General features: G+C 71.7%; 19 protein-coding genes. 8 read left to right on the top strand and 11 right to left on the bottom strand.

Annotated features, from left to right (window positions below; genetic code table 11):
• From MFF56_RS02420 to MFF56_RS02405, 4 genes are all read right to left on the bottom strand, one after another.
• Complete coding sequence (locus tag MFF56_RS02420) at positions 1–2715, bottom strand: valine--tRNA ligase (RefSeq protein WP_066918186.1); 2715 nt, start codon at positions 2713–2715, stop codon at positions 1–3.
• 96 nt (positions 2716–2811) lie between these two features.
• Entirely contained in the window at positions 2812–3372 is a 561-nt protein-coding gene (locus MFF56_RS02415) for a PopZ family protein (protein WP_444543607.1), read from the bottom strand.
• A gap of 187 nt (positions 3373–3559) precedes the next feature.
• Positions 3560–4993 (bottom strand): TolC family outer membrane protein, encoded by a 1434-nt coding sequence (locus tag MFF56_RS02410; protein WP_066924472.1) that lies wholly within the window; start codon positions 4991–4993, stop codon positions 3560–3562.
• Between the two features lie 199 nt (positions 4994–5192).
• On the bottom strand, positions 5193–5846 hold the full coding sequence (locus MFF56_RS02405; RefSeq protein WP_066924474.1) for a protein-L-isoaspartate O-methyltransferase family protein: 654 nt from the start codon (positions 5844–5846) through the stop codon (positions 5193–5195).
• Between the two features lie 309 nt (positions 5847–6155).
• Here MFF56_RS02405 and MFF56_RS02400 point away from each other — a divergent pair, with 309 nt between their 5' ends.
• The gene (locus tag MFF56_RS02400) at positions 6156–7394 is read left to right on the top strand and encodes an ABC transporter substrate-binding protein (protein ID WP_066924475.1); all 1239 of its coding nucleotides are present in this window, start codon (positions 6156–6158) and stop codon (positions 7392–7394) included.
• 210 nt (positions 7395–7604) lie between these two features.
• Here MFF56_RS02400 and MFF56_RS02395 read toward each other — a convergent pair whose 3' ends face one another.
• Positions 7605–11033 carry an SbcC/MukB-like Walker B domain-containing protein gene (locus MFF56_RS02395; protein ID WP_066924477.1) on the bottom strand — a complete coding sequence of 1143 codons (3429 nt, stop codon included), beginning with the start codon at positions 11031–11033 and terminating at the stop codon, positions 7605–7607.
• Between the two features lie 79 nt (positions 11034–11112).
• Complete coding sequence (locus MFF56_RS02390) at positions 11113–11757, bottom strand: DUF4194 domain-containing protein (protein ID WP_066924479.1); 645 nt, start codon at positions 11755–11757, stop codon at positions 11113–11115.
• A gap of 127 nt (positions 11758–11884) precedes the next feature.
• Between MFF56_RS02390 and MFF56_RS02385 the strand changes: the two genes are divergently transcribed.
• Positions 11885–13207: a leucine-rich repeat-containing protein kinase family protein gene (locus MFF56_RS02385; protein WP_066924481.1), complete on the top strand. Its 1323-nt coding sequence runs from the start codon at positions 11885–11887 to the stop codon at positions 13205–13207.
• Positions 13208–13283: 76 nt separating this feature from the next.
• On the opposite strand, the gene MFF56_RS02380 is transcribed toward MFF56_RS02385, so the two are convergent.
• The 3 genes from MFF56_RS02380 to MFF56_RS02370 all read right to left on the bottom strand — a co-directional run bounded on the left by MFF56_RS02380 (position 13284) and on the right by MFF56_RS02370 (position 15573).
• Positions 13284–14045, bottom strand: coding sequence for a class I SAM-dependent methyltransferase (locus MFF56_RS02380; protein ID WP_066924483.1), 762 nt, complete (start codon positions 14043–14045; stop codon positions 13284–13286).
• Positions 14046–14132: 87 nt separating this feature from the next.
• A complete protein-coding gene (locus MFF56_RS02375) occupies positions 14133–14426 on the bottom strand; it encodes a hypothetical protein (RefSeq protein WP_066924484.1) in 294 nt (97 codons plus the stop codon).
• A 115-nt stretch (positions 14427–14541) separates the two neighbouring features.
• Positions 14542–15573 (bottom strand): TerC family protein, encoded by a 1032-nt coding sequence (locus MFF56_RS02370; protein WP_066924485.1) that lies wholly within the window; start codon positions 15571–15573, stop codon positions 14542–14544.
• Between the two features lie 174 nt (positions 15574–15747).
• On the opposite strand from MFF56_RS02370, the gene MFF56_RS02365 reads away from it, so the two are divergent.
• Together MFF56_RS02365 and MFF56_RS02360 are read left to right on the top strand one after the other, a co-directional pair.
• Positions 15748–16986 carry a TIGR03862 family flavoprotein gene (locus MFF56_RS02365; RefSeq protein ID WP_066924486.1) on the top strand — a complete coding sequence of 413 codons (1239 nt, stop codon included), beginning with the start codon at positions 15748–15750 and terminating at the stop codon, positions 16984–16986.
• Positions 16983–17669, top strand: coding sequence for a polyamine aminopropyltransferase (locus MFF56_RS02360; RefSeq protein WP_066924488.1), 687 nt, complete (start codon positions 16983–16985; stop codon positions 17667–17669). Before MFF56_RS02365 ends, MFF56_RS02360 begins: the two co-directional genes overlap by 4 nt.
• Positions 17670–17770: 101 nt before the next feature.
• On the opposite strand, the gene MFF56_RS02355 is transcribed toward MFF56_RS02360, so the two are convergent.
• Positions 17771–18058: a hypothetical protein gene (locus tag MFF56_RS02355; RefSeq protein ID WP_197430653.1), complete on the bottom strand. Its 288-nt coding sequence runs from the start codon at positions 18056–18058 to the stop codon at positions 17771–17773.
• A gap of 58 nt (positions 18059–18116) precedes the next feature.
• Here MFF56_RS02355 and MFF56_RS02350 point away from each other — a divergent pair, with 58 nt between their 5' ends.
• Positions 18117–18419 carry an LbetaH domain-containing protein gene (locus MFF56_RS02350; protein ID WP_066924490.1) on the top strand — a complete coding sequence of 101 codons (303 nt, stop codon included), beginning with the start codon at positions 18117–18119 and terminating at the stop codon, positions 18417–18419.
• 22 nt (positions 18420–18441) lie between these two features.
• Here MFF56_RS02350 and MFF56_RS02345 read toward each other — a convergent pair whose 3' ends face one another.
• Positions 18442–19329 (bottom strand): collagen-like domain-containing protein, encoded by an 888-nt coding sequence (locus MFF56_RS02345; protein ID WP_082773174.1) that lies wholly within the window; start codon positions 19327–19329, stop codon positions 18442–18444.
• 721 nt (positions 19330–20050) lie between these two features.
• Between MFF56_RS02345 and MFF56_RS02340 the strand changes: the two genes are divergently transcribed.
• From MFF56_RS02340 to metH, 3 genes are all read left to right on the top strand, one after another.
• Positions 20051–21067, top strand: coding sequence for an ArsR/SmtB family transcription factor (locus MFF56_RS02340; RefSeq protein WP_066924492.1), 1017 nt, complete (start codon positions 20051–20053; stop codon positions 21065–21067).
• A gap of 47 nt (positions 21068–21114) precedes the next feature.
• Positions 21115–22035, top strand: a complete 921-nt coding sequence (gene metF / locus MFF56_RS02335) for a methylenetetrahydrofolate reductase [NAD(P)H] (protein WP_066924494.1) — start codon at positions 21115–21117, stop codon at positions 22033–22035.
• Positions 22036–22125: 90 nt separating this feature from the next.
• Entirely contained in the window at positions 22126–25878 is a 3753-nt protein-coding gene (gene metH, locus MFF56_RS02330; protein ID WP_066924495.1) for a methionine synthase, read from the top strand.
• The last annotated feature ends 29 nt before the right edge of the window (positions 25879–25907 follow it).

Here is a 25907-nt window from a genome sequence, read left to right as displayed (position 1 = left end):
TCAGCCCTCCAGCCGCGTCAGCGCCTCTCGGATCTTGGCCAGCCGCTCGCTTTCCGCCTCGCGGCGCTCGCGGTTCTCCTCCACGATCTCCTCGGGTGCGCGTGCGATGAAGTCCGCGTTGCCGAGCTTGCCGTCGATCTTGCGGATCTCGCCCTCGGCCTTGGCGGCCTCCTTCCGGAGGCGCGCGACCTCGGCGGCCAGATCGACGATCCCCTCCAGCGGCAGCGCGGCGACGCTGCCGCGCACGAGCAGTTGCACGGCGTTCTTCGGGGCGGCGTCCGCGAAGGCGATCTCCGAGAGGCGGGCGAGGCGCACCAGCGTGTCGCGCCATGCCTCGATCCGGGCCCGCACCTCGGGGCTCGCACCGACGATCACCAGCGGCACCTGGGCGGCGGCCGGCACGCTCGTCTCGGAGCGGGCCGAGCGCACCTCCGTGACGAGATCGACCACGAATCCGACCTCCGCCTCGGCCCCCGCGTCGGCGAGACCGGCGAGCGCCGGCCAGGGGGCCAGCGCCAGCAGGCCGCGCCCGGGCAGGTCCGCGCCCTTGATCGCCCAGAGCTCCTCCGTGAGGAAGGGCATGAACGGGTGCAGGAGCTTGGCGATCTGGTCGATCAGGAAGGCGACGCTCGCCTGCGTCTCGGCCTTCAGGCCGGCCTCGACGCCCTCACCCTGGAGCACGGGCTTGGCCAGCTCTAGGTACCAATCACAGAAGATGTTCCAGACGAAGCGGTAGGCGGCGGTGGCCGCGTCGTTGAAGCGGTAGGCGTCGAGCGCGCCCTCGACCTCCGCGACCGCGCGGGCGGCCTCTCCGAGCGCCCAGCGGTTGACCGGCTGGCGCACGGCCTCCGGCCGAAAGGCGGGATCGAGCCGGCAGCCGTTGAGTTCGGCGAAGCGGGCGGCGTTCCAGAGCTTGGTCGCGAAGTTGCGGTAGCCCTCGACGCGGTTGACCGCGAGCTTGATGTCGCGCCCCTGCGCGGCCATCGCGGCGAGCGTGAAGCGCAGCGCGTCGGCGCCGTACTGATCGATCAGCCCGAGCGGATCGACCACGTTGCCCTTCGACTTCGACATCTTGGCGCCGGACGCGTCGCGCACCAGCGTGTGCAGGTAGACGGTCGCGAAGGGCACCCGGTCGGTGACGTGCAGGCCCAGCATCATCATGCGGGCGACCCAGAAGAACAGGATGTCCTTGCCGGTGACGAGGGTGCTGGTCGGGTAGAAGCGGGCGAGTTCCGGCGTGCTCTCGGGCCAGCCGAGCGTCGAGAACGGCCAGAGGCCCGAGGAGAACCACGTGTCGAGGACGTCCGGGTCGCGGGTGAGCGCGACCGGGCGCCCGCGCGCGGCCTCGGCTTTCTCCAGCGCCCCGGCCTCGTCCAGCGCGACGTAGACGCCGCCCTCGTCGTCGTACCAGACCGGGATCTGGTGGCCCCACCAGAGCTGGCGCGAGATGCACCAGGGCTCGATGTTCTCCAGCCACTGGAAGAAGATCTTCTCGTAGTTGTCCGGCACGAAGCGGGTCTGCCCGTCGCGGACCGCCTGGAGCGCGCGCTCGGCCAGCGGCTTGACGTTCACGTACCACTGGTCGGTCAGATAGGGCTCGATGACGACGCCCGAGCGGTCGCCGTGCGGCACCGCGTGGGTGTTCGGCTCGATCTGGCGCAGGCGGCCACGCTCCTCCATCAGGGCGACGACGCGCTTCCTCGCCTCGGCCCGGTCGAGGCCGTGGAGCGCCAGCGTCTCGGCCTCGGGCGCGGCATCGGCCAGGAAAGCCGCGTTGCCGTCGATGAGGATGCGCGCTTCGGGGTCGAGCACGTTGATCAGCGCGCAGCCGTGGCGCTTGCCGACCTCGAAGTCGTTGAAGTCGTGCGCCGGGGTGATCTTCACCGCGCCGGTGCCCTTCTCGGGATCGGAATATGTATCCGCCACGATCGGGATCAGGCGGCCGACCAGGGGCAGGCGCACCCTTTTGCCGACGAGGGCCGTGTAGCGCTCGTCCTCCGGGTGGACCGCGACCGCCGTGTCGCCCAGCATGGTCTCGGGCCGCGTGGTCGCGACCGTGATGACCGCGCCGGTCTCGGCGCCGCCCTCGTCCACGACCGGGTAGTCGAAGTGCCAGAGGTTGCCCTTGGTCTCGATCTGCTGAACTTCGAGGTCCGAGATCGCGGTCTGGAACTTCGGATCCCAGTTCACGAGCCGCTTGTCGCGGTAGATCAGCCCCTGCGCGTGGAGGTCCACGAACACCTTGAGGACGGCGGCCGAGAGGCCCTCGTCCATGGTGAAGCGCTCGCGCGACCAGTCGCAGGAGGCGCCCAGCCGCTTGAGCTGGTTGACGATGGCGCCGCCCGATTCCGCCTTCCAGGCCCAGACCCGCTCCAGGAAGGCCTCGCGGCCGAGCGAGCGGCGGTCCGGCTCGCCGTCGGCGGCGAGCTTGCGCTCCACGACCATCTGCGTGGCGATGCCGGCATGGTCCGTGCCCGGTTGCCAGAGCACGTCCTTGCCGCGCATCCGCTCGAAGCGGCAGAGTACGTCCTGCAGCGTGTTGTTGAGGGCGTGCCCCATATGGAGCGTGCCCGTCACGTTCGGCGGCGGGATGACGATGCAGTAGGGCTCGGCGCCCGCGCGCTCGGGGCGGCCGGCGCGGAAGGCGCCCTCGGCCTCCCAGGCGCCGGATACGCGCGCCTCGACGGCGGCGGGATCGAAGGTCTTGTCCATCATGGGGTGTACGGGCCGATCGCGGGCGTGTCTGGAAGCTGCCCGCTTTCAACCCGTCGCGGGCGTCCCGTCAACACGGCACGCCCATCTCGCGCGGGATCAGCGCCCGCGGGAGACCCGCTCGATCTCGGCGCGGACCAGCCGCTCGACCATCACCGGCAGGTTGTCGTCGAGCCACGCCTTCAGCATCGGCCGCAGCATCTCGGCGACGAGGTCGTCCAGCGTCCGGGCGTTGCGCGACAGCACCGTGTGGGCGAGCGCGTTGAAGGCGCTGTTCACGCTGGCATCGGTCGCGGCCGAGATCAGGGGCTCGGCCGGCGCCGGCTCGGCGAAGACCGGCTCGGGGGCGCGGGCCTGGGGCGGCGCAGGCGGCGGGGGAGCCGCGGGCGGCTCAGGCTCGGGATCCGGCTCGACGCTGATCGCGTCGAAATCGAGTTCTTCGACGCCGAAATCGAGCGGGTCGGGATCGAGCGGCGCGGGCTTGGAGGCCGGTGCGGGCTTTGACGCCGGTTCGGGCTTGGGCGCGGGCTCGGCGAACTCGGCGAGGTCGAGCACGTCGTCGGGCTCGGGCACCACGGTGGGTTTCGGGGCCGGCTCGGCGGGCTTGGCCGCCTGATCGTCGGCGATGATCCGCCGGATCGAGGCGAGGATCTCCTCCATCGAAGGCTCGTGCGCCTTCTCCGCCGTCTTGTCCTGAATCTTGGGGCTCGCTGCACTCATCCGGACGGCGCTCGGGAGGTGATCTGACGCCGATCGGTATCGGCCGGCGCCAGTATTTCACGCTTCGCTAACCGAACAAGCGCGTCCGGAGCACAGTCCAGCGGAAAACGCGCTTGTCCCCGCGGGTCTATCGGCCGTCCGGCGTGCCGACCCCGTACCAGAGATCCTTCACCTGATCGAAGTGCGTCTTGGGGCTGTAGAGCGCCACCGGCACCGCGGTGTAGCGCGCGGTCAGCCGGCCGATCGCCTGGACCACGCCGTAGGAGAAGATCACGCGGTCTCGCTGCGCCACGATGAGGTTCACGCGGGCGTTGAGCAGTTCCTGCTGGGCGTTCAGCACGTCGAGGGTGGTGCGCTGGCCGACGCGAGCCTCCTCGCGCACGCCGTTCAGCGCCACCTCGTTGGCCTGGACCTGAGCCTGCGAGGCGATGACGCGGGCCTTGGCCGCCTCGAGGTTGCCCCAGAAGCTGACGATCTGCGCGCGGATCTGGTCGCGCACGAACTCGGCCTGGATGCGGGTCTGGCCGACCGTCTCCTTGGCCTGCCGGATCTGGGCGTATTCCTGGCCGCCCTGATAGATCGGGATGGTCAGGCGGCCGAGGATCGAGGCGGCCACGCCCTGGGTGTTCGGAATCTGCTGGTCGTAGAATTGCTGCACCGAGCCCTGAACGCTGAGCTGGGGCGCGAGCGCGCCCTCCAGCACCTTCACCTGCGCCTCGGAGGCGTCGACGGCGTGGAGTGCCGAGAGGATCTGCGGATGCTCCTTGAGCCCGACCGCGATGGCCGCGTCGAGGCTCGCCGGCACGTAGCGGTCGAGCGGGCGGCCCGGCGCGAGCTGGCGCGGCTCGACGCCGATCACCTGCCGGTAGATGCCGATGCTGGTGCGCAGCTGCGACTCGGCCGCGCTCACCTCGGCGCGGGCGCCCGCGAGGCGGGCCTCCGCCTGGGCGACGTCGGTGCGGGTGACCTCGCCGACGTTGAAGCGGTCGCGGGTCTGGCGGAGCTGTTCCTCGAGAACCTCGACGTTGTTGCGGCGCAGCTCCAGTGTGGCGGTGTCCGAGAGCACGTTCATGTAGGCCTGGACGGCGCTGTACAGGGTGCTCAACTCGGTGAAGCGCAGGGTCTCGCGCTGGCTGTAGACGCCGGACTCGGCGCGCCGGGTGTTGTTGTCGGTCTGGAACCCGTTGAACAGGTTCTGGTTGATGGTGATGCCGGCGGAGGCGGGCTTGGTCAGGATCGCGATGTTCTGGCCGCCGCGCCCACCCGTGACGGCCTGCGTCGAGAGCGTGTTGCCCTCCGTCTGCGTGACGCCGGCCTGGACGTTGACGCCGACCGTCGGCCGGTAGCCCGACTGGGCGATGGCGACGTCCTCGTCGCGCACCCGTGTGAGCGCCCGGCTGGCGTTCAACTGCGGGTTGCCCGCGTAGGCCCTGGCGAGCGCGCTCTCCAGCGTTTCCGCCGAAGCGGCCCCGATGCCGACCACTCCCACCGACAAGCCGGCGGTGACGGCGAGGCCGGCCAGCCGGAACGCGGCACGCGTCTCAGGTGTACGTCTTCTCACGTCGAACAGCCCTTGCGGTTTCTCGATTGTCTCGGATGTCCGCCAACACGCGACGGCTGCGCGGTACTCTGCGCACACCCGATCAAGCCCGCCCTGGCTTGACCTTAATCGATGCTTGGCCACGAGGCCCAGACTGTCCGACGCCACACACCTGAATCTTGTCCGGGTGGCGTATAAAGGCGACAGTCCGCCTGCCTAGTCAGAAGGCGAAGCCAGCCTCTTCGGCGAAGGCCACGAGTGCCGGGAGGCTCGCATCGAAGATCGGCCGCGAGCCGAACGCGTCCCCCGCCCGGACGAACAGCGTCGCCTTGGCGGCGCGTTCGGGCCCGAACACGCAGACGAGACGGCCGCCGTCGGCGAGCTGGTCCAGCAGGGTCTGCGGCCGTACCTCGACGCGGCCGTTGACCAGTACGGCGTCGTACGGGGCACGCGCGGGAACGCCCGCCTCCAGCGGCCCCTCCACCACCTCGGCCTCGCCCGCGAGCCGCTCGCGCGCCCCGGCGGCGAGATCGGACGCCGGCTCCAGCACCGTCGCCGAGACCCCGAGGCGGGCCATGATCGCGGCCGCGTAGCCGTAGGCGCCGGCGACGTCGAGCGCCCGTGCTCCGGGCTTGAGGGCGAGCGCCTGGATCATCCTGGCGAGCACCATCGGGGCCGGCAGGCAGCGCGCGTCGGGCCCCGTCCCGCCGAAGCGAAGCGTCTGGTCGATATAGGCGAAGCCCTCGCGACCCTGCGGCACGAAGCGCTCCCGCGGGACCGAATCGAAGGCGTCCAGCACCGCGTTGTCGTTCACGTCGAACGTCCGCAGCTGGCAGTCGACCATCAGGCGTCGCGCCTGCGCGTAATCGAGCATGGGATCGTCTTTCCTCGACCCGGGGCGATGGCATCACGCGCCGACGCCGCACGGCGCAGCTTCCGGAGCACCGGGCTTTTCATGGATCGGAGGGCGAAACGCAAGATTAACCGCCGTGGTTAAGCGACGCCTCCACCCGATTCGCGGCGCCGTCCCGAAATCCGTCGGCGCAGCCTTCAACCGGCCGTTGTTGTCGCTGGCCCCGCTGGCGCAGTGCCCCGATGGCGGCCTAGGCTGTTGCGACGGTCCGATTCGCGACGTTTCGCGCGGCGAGGCCGTCCCAGAGAAGACGACCCATCGGAGGAACGCATGACAATCCCACGGCCGGGTTACGGCCGGGCGCTGGCCGCCGCACTCATCGCCGCACCGCTCGTCGCGGGGCCGGCCGCCGCGCAGGCGATCTCGGACGGGGCCGTGCGCATCGGCATCCTCAACGACCAGTCCGGCGTCTACGCCGAGTTCGGCGGCCGCTCCTCGATCGAGGCGGCCCGCATGGCGGTCGAGGATTTCGGCGGCTCCGTGAACGGCGCGCCGATCGAGTTGGTCTCGGCCGACCATCAGAACAAGCCGGACATCGCCTCCGGCATCGCGCGGCAATGGTACGACCGGGACAAGGTCGATGCCATCATGGAGCTGACCACCTCCTCGGTGGCGCTCGCCGTCCAGGGCCTCTCGAAGGAGAAGAAGCGGATCACCATCACGACGGGGGCCGCAACCAGCGACCTCACCGGCAAGCAGTGCTCGCCCTACGGCTACCACTGGGCCTACGACACCCGCGCGCTCGCGGTCGGCACCGGCGGCGCCCTGGTGCAGCAGGGCGGCAACACCTGGTTCATGCTCACCGCCGACTACGCCTTCGGCCACTCGCTGGAGGCCGAGATCACCCGCTACGTCACCTCGAAGGGGGGCAAGGTCGTCGGCTCCGTGCGCCATCCGCTGGCGGCGCAGGACTACTCCTCGTTCCTGCTCCAGGCTCAGGGGTCGGGCGCCAAGGTGATCGGTCTGGCCAATGCCGGGCTCGACACCTCCAACGCCATCAAGCAGGCGGCGGAGTACGGCATCACGCAAGGGGGGCAGCGCCTCGCGGCGCTGCTCTTCACCCTCGCCGAGGTGCACGGCCTCGGCCTGCAGGTCGCGCAGGGCCTGACGCTGACCGAGGGCTGGTACTGGGACCTCAACGACGAGACCCGCGCCTTCGGCCAGCGCTTCATGAAGCGCACCGGCAAGATGCCCAACATGATCCACACCGGGACCTACTCGGCGGTCCTGCAATATCTCAAGGCCGTGAAGGCGGCGGGCACCGACGAGACAGAGGCGGTCAACGCGAAGCTGCACGCCATGCCGGTCGACGACGTGTTCGCCAAGGGCGGCACGGTGCTGCCGAACGGCCGCATGGTGCACGACATGTACCTGTTCGAGGTGAAGAAGCCGGCCGAGTCGAAGAGCGAGTGGGACCTCTACCGGCTGCTCGCGACGATCCCGGGAGCCGAGGCCTACGCGAAGCCCGAGGAGAGCGGCTGCCCGCTGACCGCCGCGCGCACGCCCTGATCGCCATCTCGAAGTTGTGCAGAACTCGGTTTTTTCAACCGAGCCTTGCCGTATGTGAATGCGGCCGGTTGCGATGCACCTAAACTGGGGGCCAGTCGGGCGAGTTATCCCCCCTCTCGTCCGGCCGGCGCCGCCGACCGAATCTTTCCTCCCGATCGCTTTCGTGTCGGCGGCGCCCCCTTTCCGGTATCCGGCGCCGCCCCGGCGTCCTCATGCCTCGGCGGAATCGCCCTCGATTCCCTGCCGCTCCGGGTTGATCTGGGCGAGCGCACGTTTGGCCGCCTCGAGGGGGTGCTCCGATTCGATCCGCACCGCCTTCAGGTCCGGGCTCTTGTAGACGGTCACGATGGTGTCCATCACCTCGGTGAGCGTCGTGCGCTTGTCCTCGGGGGCGGCGATCAGGAGCTGCAGGCCCCAGGCGCCGTAGAGATCGACCAGCGCCTGGCTGTTGCGCACGTCGAGCTTCGAGAAGGCCTCGTCGAGGAGGCAGAGGCCGAGCCCCGGATTCTCGTCGCCCGGCCGGTCCCCCGGGTAGTAGGCGCTGGCGAGCGAGGCCGCGATCGCCACGTAGAAGGGCGCCTGCGCCTCGCCGCCGGAGCCGCGCAGCGCCCGGCTCGACATGGTGGTGCGCGAGCCGTCCCGCCCCTTCATCCCGATCTCGTACACGAAGTAGTTGCGGTAGTCGGCGAGCCGCGCCGCGTCCTCGGCGCCGCCGATCAGCGCCTGGATCTCTTCCAGCGCCGCCGCCATCGCGCCGCCCTCCTCCGAGACGAGGAGCGCCTGGGCGGCGTCGGCCGAGCGCGCGACCTCGGTGGCCAGCGCGTGCACCGCCGCGTAGCGCCGATCGACCGCCGCCTCGAAGGCGTAGGTCTGGCCGGTAAAGCTGCGCGAGGCGAGGCGTTCGTTCAGCGCGTCGAGCCGGGCCTGGACGCGCTCGAACTTGTCGGCCAGCCGCGTCAACAGGTCCTCGGTCATCAGGCGGCGCATCTCGCCCTCGGCCCGCTCGGCCTGGGCGCGGTAGCGGCGCAGCTCGTGCCCGGCCACCGCGTCGTGCTCCCGCTTGGCGAAGTCGTAGCCGAGGCTCGCTGGGGCCTCGCCGGACCCGAGCGGGTTCGCGATGCGCCACTGCGCGCAGTACTCGGTGAGGTCGCGCTCGGCCGCGCGTCCCTGCGCGCGGGCGGTCTCGGCCGACTCGCGGGCGAGCGTGCGCTCGGTCGCTGCCCGCGCGCTCATCGCCTTGCCGTCGAGACCGGCGAGATCCCGGCGTACGGCCGTGACGCCCGAGAAATCCGGCGGGGTCTCGCGCAGCAGGCGCACCCGCATCGCGTCGCCCGTGCCGAGTCGGCTGATCGCGCCGCGGCGGGCGCTGAGCGCCGCGCGCGCTGCCTCCCGAGCCGAGCCCTGGCGCGCCTTCAGCGCCGCCTCGTCGGCGAGCAGGCGGTCGAGCTTCGGCTCGAGCTCCTCGGAGAGTTCGCGGAGGTAGGCGACGCGCTCGGCGTTGAGCGCCTTGATCTCGGCCTCGATCCCGCCCGCATCCTGCTTCGAGAGGGTCTCGCGCTCGGTCGCGAGCGTCCTGCGCCGCCCCTCCAGGCCATCGACCTCGGCGCGGAGCGTATAGACGTCTTCCAGCCCGCGCTCGATGCGGGCGCGGATCGTGGCCGCCGTGCGGGCGGCCTCGCGCAGGACCACCGCCTCGTTGCGCAGGCGCCGCGCCTCCGCCACCGCCGCCTCGTGCTGTCGTCGGCTGTCGGCGGTCGGGCCCCGCTGGCCGCGGGTCATCAGGAGGTCGACCGAGCGCGTCACCGTGTAGGCCATGCCCGCGGTGGTGCGGCCGGAGGGCGCCACGGCGCGGCTCAAGTGCTTGAGTTCGGCATCGTTCTTGGCGAGGTCGTAGCCGCCGAGCCGGACGCCCAGAAAGGCCTCGGCATGCGGGTCCTGCGTCTCGATCACCGCCATGGGCCCGTCGTCGTAGCGGCGCGGCCGCTGGCGGGCGGTGTCGGTGGTCTTGACGAGGATGCAGCGACTGAAACGGTCGCGGTTCTGCTGCAGCACCGCGAAGGCGTCGTCGACGAGATGCGGCTCGACCACCAGAGCCTCGCGGGCGCGGCCGAGCAGGCCTTCGAGCGCCTGTCCCCAGACCGGATCGACGATCTCGGCGAGCTCGCAGATCGGCGTGGCGTCGATGCCGCGGCGGGCGAGCTCGTTGCGGAACGCCACCGTGTCGGAGGAGAGGCGCGCGGCCGATCCCGAGACCGGCGCGGGGGCGGTGCGCTCGGCCTCCGCCTCCTTGGCGCGGGCACGCAGGCCCGTATCCTCGGCGGCGCGCTCCAAGACCTCCTCGAAGGGCCCGAGGCGACCGAGGCGCTCGACCAGGCTCGCCAGCGGCCCGTCGGCGCGCAGGAGATCGGGCAGCGGTGCCTCCTTGCGCAGGCCGGAGCGGGCGCAGGCCTCGGCGAGCGCGGCGGCGTCCGGCGCGCCCGCGCGCAGCAGCGGGGCGACGGGCTGGAGCTTGCCCATCTGCAGGACGAGCCCGACCAGGTCGGTGGCCCGCAGCGTGAGGTCGCGCCGGTCGCGATCCAGCATCGAGAGGCCGAGCGTCGATGCGGCGAGCCGGCCCTCCGCGGCCTGGGCCGCCACGAGCGCCTTCTTCTCGGCGATCTCCGCGTCGATGTCGCGCACGAAGCCGCGGCTCGACGCGACGCTCTCGCGGGCGATGCGCAGCGCGTCGGCGCCCTCCGAGAGCCGCGTGCGGATGGCCAGAACATCGACGCAGCGGCGGCGCAGCTCGATGCTGGCCGCGCGCGCCTCGTGGATCACCGCGGCCAGCACCGCGTCGCCCCAGGCCTCGTAGCGCCCGAGCAGGCGGCGCAGGCGGCCGAGCTTCAGCTCGAGCTCGGCGATCGTGTCGAGGAGGGCCCGCCAGTTCTCGACGGACTGGCGCACGCGCGCCACGTCGAGGGGCTCGGCGTCGAGCACGAAGGCGCGCACGAAGGCGCTGGTGTCGAAGATCGGCTTGAACGCCACCGCGTTGGCGAAACTGCGCAGGAAGTGGCGCGGGTCGGGCACCGGCGCGCCCTCGCGCAGGGTCGCCAGCAGCTCCGCGGTGAAGCGCTCGCCCGAGGAGCGGAACTCCTCGAAGCTCTCCGAGCGGCGGCGCAGGTCCGCGGCGATCTCGCTCCAGGGTGCGGTGTAGCTGCCCTCCCCGTTCTGGCGAGCGTAGTCGGCGATCTCGAAGCGGTGCCCGGTCGCGATGAAGCGCGACAGCACGGTCTCGCGGCTCTCGCCCGCGCGCGCGGCGAGGGCCAGCCCGACCGAGACCACGCGGCCCGTGTGCTCGTTCTCGAAGACGAGGACCAGCACGGTCTCGCAGGCCTCGCGGGTCGGGCGCCCACCCTCGGCGGGGTCGCTGATCCAGCCGAGGCAGTAGTCGCGCACCGTCCGCGCGCTTCGGCCCGAGGCCGAGGCGTTAAGCGCGAGACGGCTCGCGTTGTTGCCGGCCAGCACCGTGCCGACCGCGTCGAAGATCGTGGACTTGCCGGCCCCCGTGGGGCCGACGAGCGCCGTCGCGCCGCGCACGCGGATCTGCTCGCGGCGGATGAGGTACCAGTTCGAGATCGCGATGTCGGTGAGGCGGTACACCCGGTCTTGCCATAGCGGGGGTTGGGGAAGCGTGGCGCCCTGTGCGGGCAGATCGCGGCGGATGCAAGCCGCCGGGGCCTCACTCTCCACCGTCGCCCGCGCCGTCCGCTGCGTTGGCCCAGGCCTCGATCCGCTCGAGCCAGCCGTCGGAGGCCAGCACCAGGATGCCCGGCAGGACCATGACAGGCGTCACCCGCTCGGCCCGGTCGCGCTCGCCGAGCCGCACGCCGCCGCGGCGGGCGAACAGGCGCAGGGTCTCGATCAGCCGGGCCTCGTCAGGCGGCTCGGAGCGGGCGGCGGTGCGGATCGACTCGACGAGGTCGTCGGTGGTGATCTCGACGATGCCGTCCGTCGAGATGCGGTGGTCGCGCACGCCCTCCTCGTAGGCGAGCCGAAGCGCCAGCAGCACCAGGGTCTCGTCCTTGCGCAGGCGCTCGGAGACGATGTCGTGGCGCGCGGCGTCCACCGGCAGGGTCAGCGAGACCATCTGGTCCCGGTGCGAGACCGCCATCTGGTAGCCGAGGCAGGCGAAGTAGTCGGTGAAGAAGGGCTGGTAGTGCCGCGCCAGCTCGTAGGATCGGCCGATGCCGGGCGTGCCGGAATAGATCACCTGCGCCTTCAAGAGCACTTGGAGTGCGCGCGACAGCTCCTCCGCGTCCGGGGCGCGGCTTCCCGGCGGAGGCGGCTCGTCGCCGTCGATGATGGCGCGGAAGGGCTCTAACATGGTCGGGTCGGCGGTGGGCTCGCGGGGCGTGGCGGTCGGCGCGCTCCCTCTCCCACAGGCCGGCGCGCAGGGATACCCGGCGGGACGATGCGGCGCGGCACGCTCGAACCTGCTAGGCCCCTCGCCCATGACCGTCCCGGCCGACACCCTCCACGCGCTCCGCCGCGGCGACCTCGCGGGCGCGCGGGTCCTGCGGCTGCCCCCGGGCCTCGCGGCCGTCCCGCCGGAGGTCTTCGGCCTCGCGGACACCCTCGAACTGCTCGACATCGGCGGCAGCACGCTCGGCGACCTGCCGCACGACCTCCCGCGCCTCCGGAACCTGCGGGTGCTGTTCTGCTCGGGTGGGCGGTTCGTACGCCTGCCGCCGGTGCTCGGCGACTGCCCGGCGCTCGAACAGGTCGGCTGCCGCGGCGCGGGTGTGCGGGAGGTCCCGGCCGAGGCGCTTCCGCCGCGTCTGCGCTGGCTCACGCTGACGGACAACGCGATCGAGACCCTGCCCGCCGCTCTCGGCGAGCGGCCGATGCTGCAGAAGCTGATGCTCTCCGGCAACCGGCTCGACGCCCTGCCCGACAGCCTCGCGGGCGCGCCGAGCCTCGAACTGCTGCGCGTCGCCGCCAACCGCTTCGCCGCACCCCCGCCCTGGCTCGGCGCCCTGCCGCGGCTCGCCTGGCTCGCCTGCGCCGGCAACCCGTTCGAGCCGCACCTGCCGCCCGCGCGGATGCCCGACGTGCCGTGGGAAGACCTCGAACCCGGCGCGCTGCTGGGCGAAGGCGCCTCGGGCCGGATCCACGCCGCCCGCTGGCGCCGCCCGGACGCGGTGCGCGAGGTCGCCGTGAAGCTGTTCCGGGGCACGATGACGAGCGACGGCCTGCCCGAGCGCGAGATGGCGGCCTGCCTCGCGGCCGGCGCCCACCCGAACCTCACCGGCGGCCTCGGCCGGCTCGTCGGCCACCCGGAGGGTGCGGACGGGCTGCTGATGCCGCTCCTGCCCGCCGGGTGGCGGGCGCTCGCCGGCCCGCCGAGCCTCGCGAGCTGCAGCCGGGACGTCTACGACCCCGCGCTGCGTCTCACGCCGGAGGTCGCACTCCGCCTCGCGCGCGCCGCCGCCGCGGGGGCGGCGCATCTCCACGCGCGCGGCCTGATGCACGGCGACCTCTACGCCCACAACCTGCTCTGGGACGGGGCGTCGGGCGCGGCCGTGCTCAGCGATTTCGGCGCGGCCTGTGCCCTGGCGGCGGGGGAGACCGGCGACGCCTTCCGGCGGGTCGAGGTGCGGGCCTGGGGGCTGCTGCTCGGCGAGATTCTCGACCGCTGCGATCCGGTGCCCGCGGAGATGGCGGCCCTGCGCGCGCTGGAGCGGGCCTGCGTTCAGCCGGATGTCGGCGCGCGGCCGCTGATGGCGGAGGTGGTGGAGGCGCTCGACCGGGTCGGGACACCGGAGGCTGGCTGATCGGTCCGGGGCGGCGGACCGCGTCTCCCCGCAGGCAGGGAGAGGGCATTCCGGGATTCCTACGGCCGAAACGTCTTCAACGCCGCGCGCAGAGCGCCAGCGCCGGGCCGTTCACGTGGTCCGGCTCGTCGAAGTCGATCGTCACGGCGAAGCCGCGGTCGCGGAAGTAGGCGAGCAGGCTGTCGCGCTCCAGCCAGACCGCGTGGCTCTCCCCGCCCCCGCTGAAGCCCTGCCAGGACTTGGCGACGACCGGGTAGAGCCGACGCGCCCCGCGATAGGGCGTGCCGCCGATCGGCAGCGGCGGCCAGAACAGGGCGCGGTCGGCGCGCGTCGCCACGATGTCGGCCTGATGGACGTGCGTCCAGAGGAAGACCCGGTCGGTGCGCGCCGTGATCAGGTCGAGGAGCCGCAGCGGCTCGGCCATGTGGTAGAGCACGCCGCAGGCGATCACCGCGTCGAACCGCCCGCAGGTCTCCAGATAGGGCAGGAAGCTGCCGAGCTTGAACCGGGTCCGGGTGAGGCCGAAGAGCTCCTTCACGCACAGGCATTTGAGGAAGGCGCGCGGGTTCGCCTCGATCGAGGTGACCGAGCGGGCGCCGAGGCCCTCCAGCAGCGTGGCGTGCGCGCCCTCCAGGGGCCCGAGTTCCAGCACGTCGAGATCCGCGAAGGGGCCGATCAGCCCGTTCGCCCAGTGGAGGCGGTGATCGGCGAAGAGTTCCGCGTGGCCGGGCTCGGCCACGAGATCGCCCGGCATCCGCGAGGACCACTCGCCCTGGAACAGATCGACGATGTTCTGGTCGGACGGGCCGACGTCCAGAAGCTTCGATTCGATGGCCATGATGGATCCCGCGCAGAGCCGGCGCGCCGGCTGCCCGTCGTCTAGAGACGAACGCGCCCGAGGACCAGCCGAGGGCCAGATGGCGGATCAGGAGGCCGAGAGGTGCCGGGCGCCGAGGTCGCAGCGCTGCGGGCCGCTGCCGTCGAGATAGGTCGGCCGCACCTGCCCACCCCGCGCCTCGCAGTGGCGACGGAACTCGCCTTCGGGTCGGTGGAAGCTCCAGATCATCACCATCGGCAGCACCATCACGAGGCAGACGCTGCCGATCACCAGGGCGGCCGCCAGCGCGCTGCCGCGCATCGGTTCGGGCGGCACGGGCCGCTCTGGGGGCAGCGGCGCCAGGAAGGCCAGGGTGAGCCCGAACCAGTCGAGAGCGCTCATCCGCCGCTCCGCTCGCGTGAGGCGCCCGCCAGTCCGGGCGCCCCCGCATCCTACAACCGGGCGAGCCCGCTTGCGAGGCTCGCCCGGCGCGCGGGATGGTCGCGCCGGGCCCTCCTTAGGCCCGGCCGCCGATCTGCGCGCGGTGCTCCTCGCCCGCCTCCGCGTCCCGGACGGCGCCGGCCCGGGTCCGCCAGAGGCTGTAGGCGACGCCGCCCACGAGCAGCACCAGCGTGACCACGAGCGAGACCCAGGCCGGCACGTGGACCAGCTCGAACGTGTCGGCGACCACGATCTTGGCGCCGATGAAGATGAGGATCAGGGCGAGCGCGGTCTTCAGGTAGGCGAAGCGGTCCACCATCGCGGCGAGCGCGAAGTAGAGGGCGCGCAGGCCCAGGATGGCGAAGATGTTCGAGGTGTAGACGATGTAGGTGTCGGTGGTGATCGCGAAGATCGCCGGCACGCTGTCCACGGCGAAGAGCACGTCGGCGGCGTTGACCAGCACCAGCGCGAAGGCCATCGGCGTCAGGAAGGTGGCGAGCCGGCCCGTCTTCGGGTCGGTCTTGCGCACGAGAAAGCGCTGGCCGTGCAGCTCCGGCGTCACCCGCAGCCAGCGCTGGAGGAAGCGCACCATGGCGCTGTCGCGGATGTCGCCCTCCTCCTGCTCGCGGGAGAGCAGCATCTTGAGGCCGGCATAGATCAGGAAGGCTGCGAAGATCGAGAGGACCCAGTGGGCCTCGTTCACCAGGGCGGCGCCGAGCCCGATCATCAGGCCGCGCAGCAGCACAGCGGCGAGGATGCCCCAGACCAGGACGCGGTGCTGGGCCGCCCGGGGGATGCCCAGCGCGGTCAGGATCACCGCGATCACGAAGACGTTGTCCATCGACAGCGACTTCTCGATCACGAGGCCGGTGACGTATTCCTGCGCCGCCTGGGGACCGATGTACCACCAGATCCAGCCGCCGAAGGCAAGGCCGAGACCGAAATAGAAGGCCGTGAGGAGAAGGCTCTCCTTCACGCCGATCTCGTGATTCCTGTCGCGGTGCAGCAGGCCGAGATCGAAGGCGAGCAGGCCGGCGACGAGGGCGTGGAAGCCGATCCACATCCAGATCGGCTTGCCGAGCCACGCGTAGGTGAGGACGTCCATCATGGGGGCGCGATGCTCCTGGCGAGAGGGCATCGGCTCCGACATCACGGGAGCATGAGGACGCATCCCGCCAGAGGGGCCCGCAGCCGATCGTCGCGAGGTGGGGGGCCCACCCGGACGATTCAAGGACGCGCCCGCGCTTGACAGGCGGCCTCTCCGCCGCCTCTTCCCGGGCGCATGTCCAGGGAGACGAAGAGACACGACCTCGCCGTGGTGGGCGGCGGCCCGGCGGGCCTCGCCGCGGCCGAGCGGCTGGCCGAGGCCGGCCACACGGTCACGGTCCACGAGCGCATGCCCTCGGTGGCGCGCCGTCTGCTGATCGCGGGCCGCGGCGGGCTGAACCTGACCCACGGCGAGGCGCTGCCCGATTTCCTGGCCCGCTACCACCCGGCCGGCAGCCTGGAGGCCGCCATCCGGGCCTTCCCGCCGGAGGCCCTGCGGGCGTGGTGCGAGGGGCTCGGCCAGCCGACCTTCGTCGGGTCGAGCGGGCGCGTCTTCCCAAAGGTCTTCAAGGCCTCGCCGCTGCTGCGGGCCTGGCTCGCGCGGCTCGATCGCCTCGGCGTCCGCGTCCGCACCCGCCACCGGCTGGCCGGCATCGAGGGTCGGACGCTCGTCATCGACACGCCGGAGGGGCAGGTGCGCCACGCGCCCGCCGCCGCGCTCCTCGCGCTCGGCGGCGCGAGCTGGCCGCGGCTCGGCTCGGACGGGTCCTGGGTCGGGCTGCTCGAAGGGCTCGGCGTGCCGGTGGCCCCCTTGCGCCCGGCCAATGTCGGGTTCCGGGTGGCGTGGTCCGAGATCTTTCGTGCCCGCTTCGCGGGCGAGCCGGTCAAGCGCGTCGCCCTCTCGGCGAGCGGCCGGCGGGTCCTCGGCGAGATGGTTGTGACTGAAACGGGGATCGAGGGCGGCGCGGTCTACGCGCTCGGGCGCGTCCTGCGGGAGGGGGCGGAGGCCGACGGGTCGGCCACGCTCGCGCTCGACCTGCGGCCGGACCTCGCGGAGGCGGATCTCACCGCGCGCCTCGCGCGGTCACGACCCGGCGAATCCGCTGCGAGTCGCCTGCGCAAGGCTGCCGGCCTCGCGCCGGTCGCTGCCGGGCTGCTGCGAGAATCCGAGGGTGGGCCGCTGCCCGCCGAGCCGGCGGCACTCGCCGCCCGGATCAAGGCGGCGCGCCTCACCCTCGCGGGACCCGAGCCGATCGCGCGGGCGATCTCGACGGCGGGCGGCCTTCAGGGCATCGATGCGCGCTTCATGCTGCCGGGGCGACCCGGCCTGTTCGCGGCCGGCGAGATGCTCGACTGGGAGGCTCCGACCGGCGGCTACCTGCTGCAGGGCGCCTTCGCCTCCGGCCGCGCGGCCGCGGAGGGCATGCTCGGCTGGCTGGCGGAGGTTGGCGACAGGGACGGAGGCGCGGCATGATCCCCTGGGTCCACATCGACACGGGAACGATCCCGAACGGCGGCGGCACGCTGCGGCTGATGCGGCGGGGGCACGAATTCTCGATCCAGCTCGGCCAGAACGAGCTGATGAACAGCCGTCTCAGCGGCTCCGAGGAGGCGTTGGCGCAGCTTGCCTGCGAGCAGCTCGGCGGCGCCCCGGCCCCGCGCATCCTCATCGGCGGGCTCGGCATGGGCTTCACCCTGCGGGCCGCGCTCAAGGCCCTGCCCGAGACCGCCCGGGTGGACGTGGCCGAACTCGTGCCCGCCGTCGCCGACTGGGCGCGCGGCCCGCTGGCCGAGGTATTCGGCGGCATCCTGGACGATCCGCGAGTGCGCCTCCTCCAGACGGATGTCGCCGCCCCGATCGCCGCCGCGCGGGCGGCCTACGACGCGATCCTGCTCGATGTGGACAACGGGCCGGACGGCCTGACCCATCCGGGCAACGACCGCCTCTACGACCACGCCGGCCTCGGCCGCGCCCGCGCGGCGCTGCGGCCGGGCGGCGTGCTCGCCGTCTGGTCCGCGCACCCGGACGCGGCCTTCACGCGGCGGTTGCGGGATGCGGGCTTCGTGGTCGAGGAGGTGCCGGCGCGGGCCAACGGCCGGCGCGGCGGGGCGCGCCACCGGATCTGGCTGGCGACGCGGCCGGGCGGGGCGCGCTGACGCCCCGATTCCCCGGGATGAGATCCAAGCAAGCCGGGAGCAGCGCATGTCGACCGCCGAGCTGAGACGCCACGGCATCGCCATCAAGGGCAACGTCACCATCAACGGCGAACTTGCTCTATGAGCGGCCGGTCGTGCTCTGGCACGGCGTCCGCATCAGCCGCTGCCGGATCGGGGCGTATTCCTATATCGGCATGGGTACCGACGCCCTCGTCGCCGAGATCGGGCGCTACTGCAGCGTCGGCGACACGGTCCGGCTCGGCCTGACCCAGCACCCGACCGACCACCTGCTGACGAGCCCCGTCTCCTACAAGAACGTCTTCGACTTCCACGCGGTCTACACGCCGCACGATGCGTGGGACGAGATCCGCCCGGTCCATCTCGGGCACGATGTCTGGATCGGCGCCGGCGCCACCGTGCTCGGCGGCGCGCGTCGGGACTGGGGCCGTGGTGGCCGCCCGCGCGGTCGTCACGCGCGACGTGCCCCCGTACACGATCGTGGGCGGGATCCCGGCGCGGCCGATCCGCAAACGCTTCGACGACCGCACGATCGCACGCCTGCTCGCCCTCGCCCCCTGGCGCTACGACCTCCCGACGTGGTGGGCGCAGAACCCGGCGGCGCCGAAGGGCAAGCTCACGGACGAGGCGCTGTCGGCCCTGGAGGCGGCGGTCGCGGCCGGCACCGTCCCGGAACTGCCCGACCAGCCCTCGACCCTGACGCAGCGGGAGGGGGCCTGGGTGGTGCTGTGAGGGCGGCCCGTGGGGATCCGGCTCAGAGTCGGCCGCAGATCCCCACCATGCCGACGGCCTCGCTCGGGCAGGTCGCGCCGGGCGCGCCCTCCCCGCCCGTGAAGGCCGGTGCGCCAGCCTTCAGGCAGTAGGCTGAGACGAGGATCTCGCCGCGCTCGCACGAGACGCTGCACCCGCCCGAGCCGCAGGACTCGGCGCGGACCGCCCGCAGGGGCGCGCTCGCCGCCGGACCGGCCGGGCCGGGCGCGCCGGCGATGCCCGCCGGCCCCCGCGGCCCGGGCTCGCCCTTCGGACCCGTGTCTCCCTTCGGACCCGTGTCTCCCTTGGGACCCGCATCACCCTTGGGACCGGTATCACCCTTGGGGCCCGGGGCTCCGGCCTGACCCTGAGGACCGATGGGCCCGGCGATTCCCGCCGGACCTGCGGGGCCGGCTTCGCCCCGCTCGCCCTTCGGACCCGTCTCCCCCTGGGGACCCTGCGCCCCGGCCTGACCCATCGGACCCGCATCGCCCTTCGGACCCGCCTGGCCCTCGGGCGCGCAGTTGGCGATCACCGCCTCGCGCTCGTCCTCGTCGCTCTTCAGGCTGACCACGCAGGAGCCCGGCCGGTAGGGTAGCCGGAAGACGAAGCGGCCGCGCCGGTCGGCCTGGATCGAGATGTCCTCGTCCATCACCACGATCGCGTTCGGCTTGCGCACCGAGCCCGAGATGCGTAGGTCCCCGGCCTCGATGCGGGCATCGTAGACCATGATCGGCTGGCTCGCCGGCCGCGGCGCCGGGCGGGTTGCCGCACCTCTGCGCTGCTGGGTGGCATCCTGGGCCGATACGGCTCCCGCGGCCAGGAAGCCTGGCGCCAGGACCAGGGTCGCCATGAGGGCGATCGCGCGCGTCGGACCCAGGCCAGAACCCATCTGTCGTTTCCCCCCGCCGGTCGATCCGGCGGCGGGACATTGGCGGAGCGGTCACGCTGCGGTCAACCCGGAATGGCGCGACTCGCCATCCCCGCAATCCACAGCTGTCCACAGGCTAAGTGCCTGATGAATCGCACGCGTCCGGCATAGTGCACGATCGGTGCCTTTATGTTCTTCGTTCGTTCAGTGGCCGAAGCAATCGCGTGGCTGCTTCCGGCCGGCGGGTTTGAAGAGCTGGCGCGACGCATCGGACCGGGGGGCGGCCCGCTCCAGCACGTCTCCCTCAGGGCTCGGCTCTCTCGTCACATCCTGCCGCGCGCATCGCGGCGCCGCCAGCCCGGCACGCGCCGCCCGAGGATGTCCCCGGCCCTGCCCTTCCGCAGTCCGGTCATCGACGCGTGTCTGCCCGGCGGGCTCGGGCTCGCCCGGCTCCACGAGGTTGCGCCGGAAGCGCCCGGCGCGAAGGACCGACACCGCGTTCCACCAGGGCCGCCGGCGCAACCATCGATACCCGGTCGCCCGACCGAGGGCCCGGAGCGGATCGGCCTCGAATGGTGGCGCCCCGGCGCCGCCGGGATATGGGAGAAGGGTGCGGTGCGGTTCTCGCCCGAACCGGAAATTGCGGCTGGCTTCTCGGCCAGACCGGAGGAAGGCGGATCCTGCGACCACAGCCGCGAAAAGGCGCTTGCGCCGGCTTCCAAACGAACATAAAGATATCTTTATGTCTCTCGAACGCGCGCAGGCGCCCGCCGCAGTCTCGTTCCCTCACGCGCTCGGCGTGCTCCGCGCCGCGGCCGAGGAGACGCGCCTGCGCATCCTGGCGCTGCTGGCCGAGGGCGAGCTCTCGGTCTCCGACCTCACCGACATCCTGGGCCAGTCGCAGCCGCGCATCTCGCGCCACCTCAAGCTCTTGGTCGAGGCGGGCCTGGTCGAGCGCCACCGCGAGGGCGCCTGGGCCTTCTTTCGCCTCTGCGAGACTCGCGCCGGCCTCGTCGATCCGCTGATCGCCGGGCTGGAGCGCGCCGGCCCGCCGCTCTCCGAGGACCGGGCCCGGCTCGACGGTGTGCGCGCGCAGCGCGCGGACGCCGCACAGACCTTCTTCGCCCGGCTCGCGCCCAAATGGGACGAGCTGCGCTCGCTGCACGTGCCGGAGGCCACCGTCGAGGCGGCGGTGCTCGACACGCTGGGCCAGCGCCCGATCCGCAACCTGATCGACCTCGGCACCGGAACCGGCCGGATGCTCGGTCTGCTCGCGCCCAGGGCCGAGCGGGCGACCGGGCTCGATTCGAGCCACGCCATGCTGTCGGTCGCCCGCGCCAACCTGGAGCGCGCAGGCCTCGCCCGGGTCGATCTGCGCCAGGGCGACATCCACGCCCCGCCCTTCGCCCGGGCGAGCTTCGACCTCGTGGTGGTTCATCAGGTGCTGCACTACCTCGATGACCCGGCGCGCGCGCTGCGCGAGGCCGCCCGCCTCGTGGCCCCGGGCGGGCGTCTGCTCGTGGTGGATTTCGCGCCGCACGACCTCGAGTTCCTGCGCGAGTCGCAGGCCCACCGGCGCCTCGGCTTCGCGGCCGATCAGGTCTCCGGCTGGCTCAGCGAGGCGGGTCTCGGCGGGATCGCGACCCGCGACCTCGCCCCGGCCGAGCAGGGCCAGCTCACCGTCACGCTCTGGCTCGCCCAGGACGACGCGCGCCCCCCATTGGAGACGACGCCCGCCCTCGCCCGCGCCGTCGCCTGAACCGCTTTCCGACACACGTCCGAACCGACGACATAGAGGACGCCTCCATGCCCACCGCCTCCCACCATCGCGCCAGCCGCGACGGCTACCGCCCGATCCGCGTCTCGATCGAGTTCTTCCCCCCGAAGACCGAGGAGATGGAGACGATCCTCTGGTCCTCGATCGAGCGGCTCGCGCCGCTCCAGCCGAAATTCGTCTCCGTGACCTACGGCGCCGGCGGCTCGACCCGCGAGCGCACGCACAACACCGTCGCCCGCATGGTGCGCGAGACCGGCCTGAAGCCCGCCGCCCACCTCACCTGCGTCGACGCGACGAAGGAGGAGGTCGACGCGGTGGTGCAGTCCTACTGGGACGCGGGCGTGCGCCACATCGTGGCGCTGCGCGGCGACCCGGCCGAGGGCGTCGGCCATGCCTACCGGCCCCATCCCGGCGGCTACGCCACGACCGCGGAGCTCGTGGCCGGCATCAAGCGCATCGGAGACTTCCAGGTCTCGGTCTCGGCCTATCCGGAGAAGCATCCGGAGGCCGCGAGCCTGGAGGCCGACATCGACGCCCTGAAGGCCAAGGTCGATGCCGGGGCCGACCAGGCGATCACCCAGTTCTTCTTCGAGAACGAGACCTACCTGCGCTACCGCGACAAGGTGCGAGCGGCGGGCATCGAGATCCCGATCCTTCCGGGCATCCTGCCGGTGCAGAACTTCAAGGCGGCGGCCAACTTCGCCCGCCGGGCCGGCGCCTCGGTGCCCTACTGGCTGGCCGCGCGCTTCGAGGGTTTGGAGAACGACGTCGAGACCCGCCGCCTCGTCGCGGCCGCGGTGGCGGCCGAGCAGGTCATCGACCTCGTGGACGAGGGCGTGCAGGACTTCCACTTCTACTCGATGAACCGCTCCGACCTCGTCTACGCGATCTGCCACCTGCTCGGCCTGCGCGGGCAGGCGCCGAAGGCGGCTACCGCCAAGGCCGCCTGATCGCCCGCGACCGCCGCCCCTGGCGACTGCCGCCCCTGACTTCATCCTCGGTTCGGTGCATATCCGCGCCGGACGATCGAGAAAGCTGACATGACCGACTTCGCTCCCGTCGACGGCACCGAGATCGAGCGCGCGCTGCGCCAGCGCGCGTCCGAGAAGATCCTCGTCCTCGACGGGGCGATGGGCACGGTGATCCAGCGCCTGAAGTTCACGGAAGAGGACTTTCGCGGGACGCGCTTCACGGACCACGCGCACGACCAGCGGGGCAACAACGACCTGCTGATCCTGACGCAGCCCGACGCGATCCGGCAGATCCACCTCGACTATTTCCTGGCCGGCGCCGACGTCTGCGAGACCAACACCTTCTCCGGCACCACGATCGCCCAGGCCGATTACGGCATGGAATCGATCATCCACGAGCTGAACGCCGAGGGTGCGCGGCTCGCCCGCGAGGCGGCCAAGCTCGCGGAAGAGAAGGACGGCCGCCGCCGGTTCGTCGCGGGCGCCATCGGCCCGACGAACCGCACGCTCTCGATCTCGCCGGACGTGAACAATCCCGGCTACCGGGCCGTGACCTTCGATCAGGTCCGCCAAGCCTATGTCGAGCAGGTGCGCGGCCTGATCGCGGGCGGCGCCGAGCTGATCCTGATCGAGACGATCTTCGACACGCTGAACGCCAAGGCGGCCGTGGCGGCGGCGTGGCACGTCTTCGACGAGACCGGCATCCGCCTGCCGATCCAGATCTCGGGCACCATCACCGACCTGTCCGGCCGCACGCTCTCGGGCCAGACGCCGGCCGCGTTCTGGAACTCGCTTCGCCACGCCGATCCGCTGACCTTCGGCTTGAACTGCGCGCTCGGCGCGCGCGAGATGCGCGGCCACATCGCCGAGCTGTCGCGCATCTGCGACACGCTGGTCTGCGCCTACCCGAATGCCGGTCTGCCCAACGAGTTCGGCCTCTACGACGAGAGCCCGGAGGCGATGGGCAAGCTCGTTGGCGAGTTCGCGGAATCAGGCCTCGTCAACATGGTCGGCGGCTGCTGCGGCACCACGCCGGACCATATCCGCGCCATCGCGGAGGCGGTCGCCGACAAGACGCCGCGGGCGATCCCCGAGATCCCGCGCCTGATGCGGCTGTCGGGGCTCGAGCCCTTCGTGCTCACGAAGGAGATCCCCTTCGTGAACGTGGGCGAGCGCACGAACGTCACCGGCTCGGCCAAGTTCCGCAAGCTGATCACCAACGGCGACTACGCGGCGGCGCTGGATGTCGCCCGCGATCAGGTCGCGGCCGGCGCCCAGGTCATCGACGTCAACATGGACGAGGGCCTGCTCGACAGCCAGAAGGCGATGGTCGAGTTCCTCAACCTCGTCGCGGCCGAGCCCGACATCGCCCGCGTGCCGGTGATGGTCGATTCCTCGAAGTTCGAGGTGATCGAGGCCGGCCTGAAGTGCATCCAGGGCAAGCCGATCGTGAACTCGATCTCCATGAAGGAGGGCGAGGAGAAGTTCATCGAGGCCGCCAGGATCTGCCGATCCTACGGCGCTGCCGTGGTGGTGATGGCCTTCGACGAGCAGGGCCAGGCCGATTCCTACGAGCGCAAGGTCGAGATCTGCAGCAAGGCCTACCGGATCCTGACCGAAGAGGTCGGCTTCCCGCCGGAAGACATCATCTTCGACCCGAACATCTTCGCGGTCGCCACCGGCATCGAGGAGCACAACCCCTACGGCGTCGCCTTCATCGAGGCGACCCGCACCATCCGCGAGACCCTGCCGCACGCCCACATCTCGGGTGGCGTCTCGAACCTCTCCTTCGCCTTCCGCGGCAACGAGCCGGTGCGCGAGGCGATGCACGCGGTCTTCCTCTACCACTGCATCGCGGCCGGGATGGACATGGGCATCGTCAATGCCGGCCAGCTCGCCGTCTACGACGAGATCCCGGCGGAGCTGCGCGAGCTCTGCGAGGACGTGGTCCTCAACCGGCGCGAGGATTCGACCGAGCGCCTGCTGGAGGCCGCCGAGCGCTTCAAGACCGGCGCCTCGGCCCAGGCCAAGACCGCCGACCTCACCTGGCGCGAGGCCCCGGTCGCCAAGCGCATCGAGCACGCGCTGGTCAACGGCATCACCGAGTACATCGTCGCCGACACCGAGGAGGCGCGCCAAGCGGCCGAGCGCCCGCTCCACGTCATCGAGGGCCCGCTGATGGCCGGGATGAACGTGGTCGGCGACCTCTTCGGCTCGGGCAAGATGTTCCTGCCCCAGGTGGTGAAGTCGGCCCGCGTGATGAAGCAGGCGGTGGCCTATCTCGAACCCTTCATGGAGGAGGAGAAGCGGGCCAACGGCGGCACCGGCCAGCGCCAGGCCGCCGGCAAGGTGCTGATGGCGACCGTGAAGGGCGATGTCCACGACATCGGCAAGAACATCGTCGGCGTCGTGCTGGCGTGCAACAACTACGAGATCATCGATCTCGGCGTGATGGTGCCGGCCGCCAAGATCCTGGAGACGGCCAAGCGCGAGAAGGTCGACATCGTCGGCCTCTCGGGGCTTATCACGCCCTCCCTCGACGAGATGGTGCACGTGGCCTCCGAGATGGAGCGCGAGGGCATGGAGGTGCCGCTCCTCATCGGCGGGGCCACGACGAGCCGCGTGCACACGGCGGTGAAGATCCACCCGGCCTACGGGCGTGGCCAAGCGGTCTACGTGACGGATGCGAGCCGCGCGGTCGGCGTCGTCTCCAGCCTGATCTCGCGGGAGACGCGCGGGGCGACGATCGACAAGGTGCGGGCCGAGTACGCCAAGGTGGCCGACGCTCACCGCCGCTCCGAGGCCGACAAGCAGCGCCTGCCGCTGGCCAAGGCACGGGCCAACGCCTTCAAGGTGGACTGGTCGGGCTACAAGCCGACGAAGCCCGGCTTCACCGGCACCCGCGTGTACGGCTCCTACGAGGTCGCCGACCTCGTCCCCTACATCGACTGGACGCCGTTCCTGCAGACCTACGAGTTCAAGGGCCGCTTCCCCGCGATCCTCGACGATCCCGAGCAGGGCCCGGCCGCCCGCGCCCTGTTCGAGGATGCGCAAGCCATGCTGAAGCAGATCGTGGAGGAGCGCTGGTTCAACCCGAAGGCGGTGATCGGCTTCTGGCCGGCCAACAGCGTCGGCGACGACATCCGGCTCTACACGGGCGAGAGCCGGCAGGAGACGCTCGCGACCTTCCACGGCCTGCGCCAGCAGCTGTCGAAGCGCGATGGGCGCCCCAACACCTGCCTGTCGGACTTCGTGGCGCCGGAGGGGACCGGGATCGCCGACTACGTCGGCGGATTCGTGGTCACGGCGGGGCTGGAGGAAGTGCGCATCGCCGAGCGCTTCGAGCGGGCGAACGACGATTACCGCGCGATCCTCGTCAAGGCGCTGGCCGACCGCATCGCGGAGGCCTTCGCCGAGCGCATGCACGAGCGCGTCCGCAAAGAATTCTGGGGCTACGCGCCGGACGAACGCTTCACCCCGGATGATCTGGTCCACGAGAAGTACGACGGCATCCGCCCCGCCCCCGGCTACCCGGCCCAGCCCGACCACACCGAGAAGACGACGCTGTTCGACCTCCTCAAGGCCGAGAGCCGCATCGGCGTGAAGCTCACCGAATCCTACGCGATGTGGCCGGGCTCCTCGGTCTCCGGCATCTACATCGGCCATCCGGACGCGCACTACTTCGGCGTCGCCAAGGTGGAGCGCGACCAGGTCGAGGATTACGCCGCCCGCAAGGACATGGACGTGCGCGAGGTCGAGCGCTGGCTCGGCCCGATCCTGAACTACGATCCGGCCCGCTACCTCGCGGCCGCCGCGGAATAGGATTTAGATCTTATCCTCCGATACCTCGC

Source organism: Methylobacterium hispanicum (genome assembly GCF_022179285.1).
GTDB lineage: Bacteria > Pseudomonadota > Alphaproteobacteria > Rhizobiales > Beijerinckiaceae > Methylobacterium > Methylobacterium hispanicum.
The sequence above is the reverse complement of the archived record's forward strand: the minus strand, read 5'-3'. Positions and strand labels throughout refer to the sequence as shown.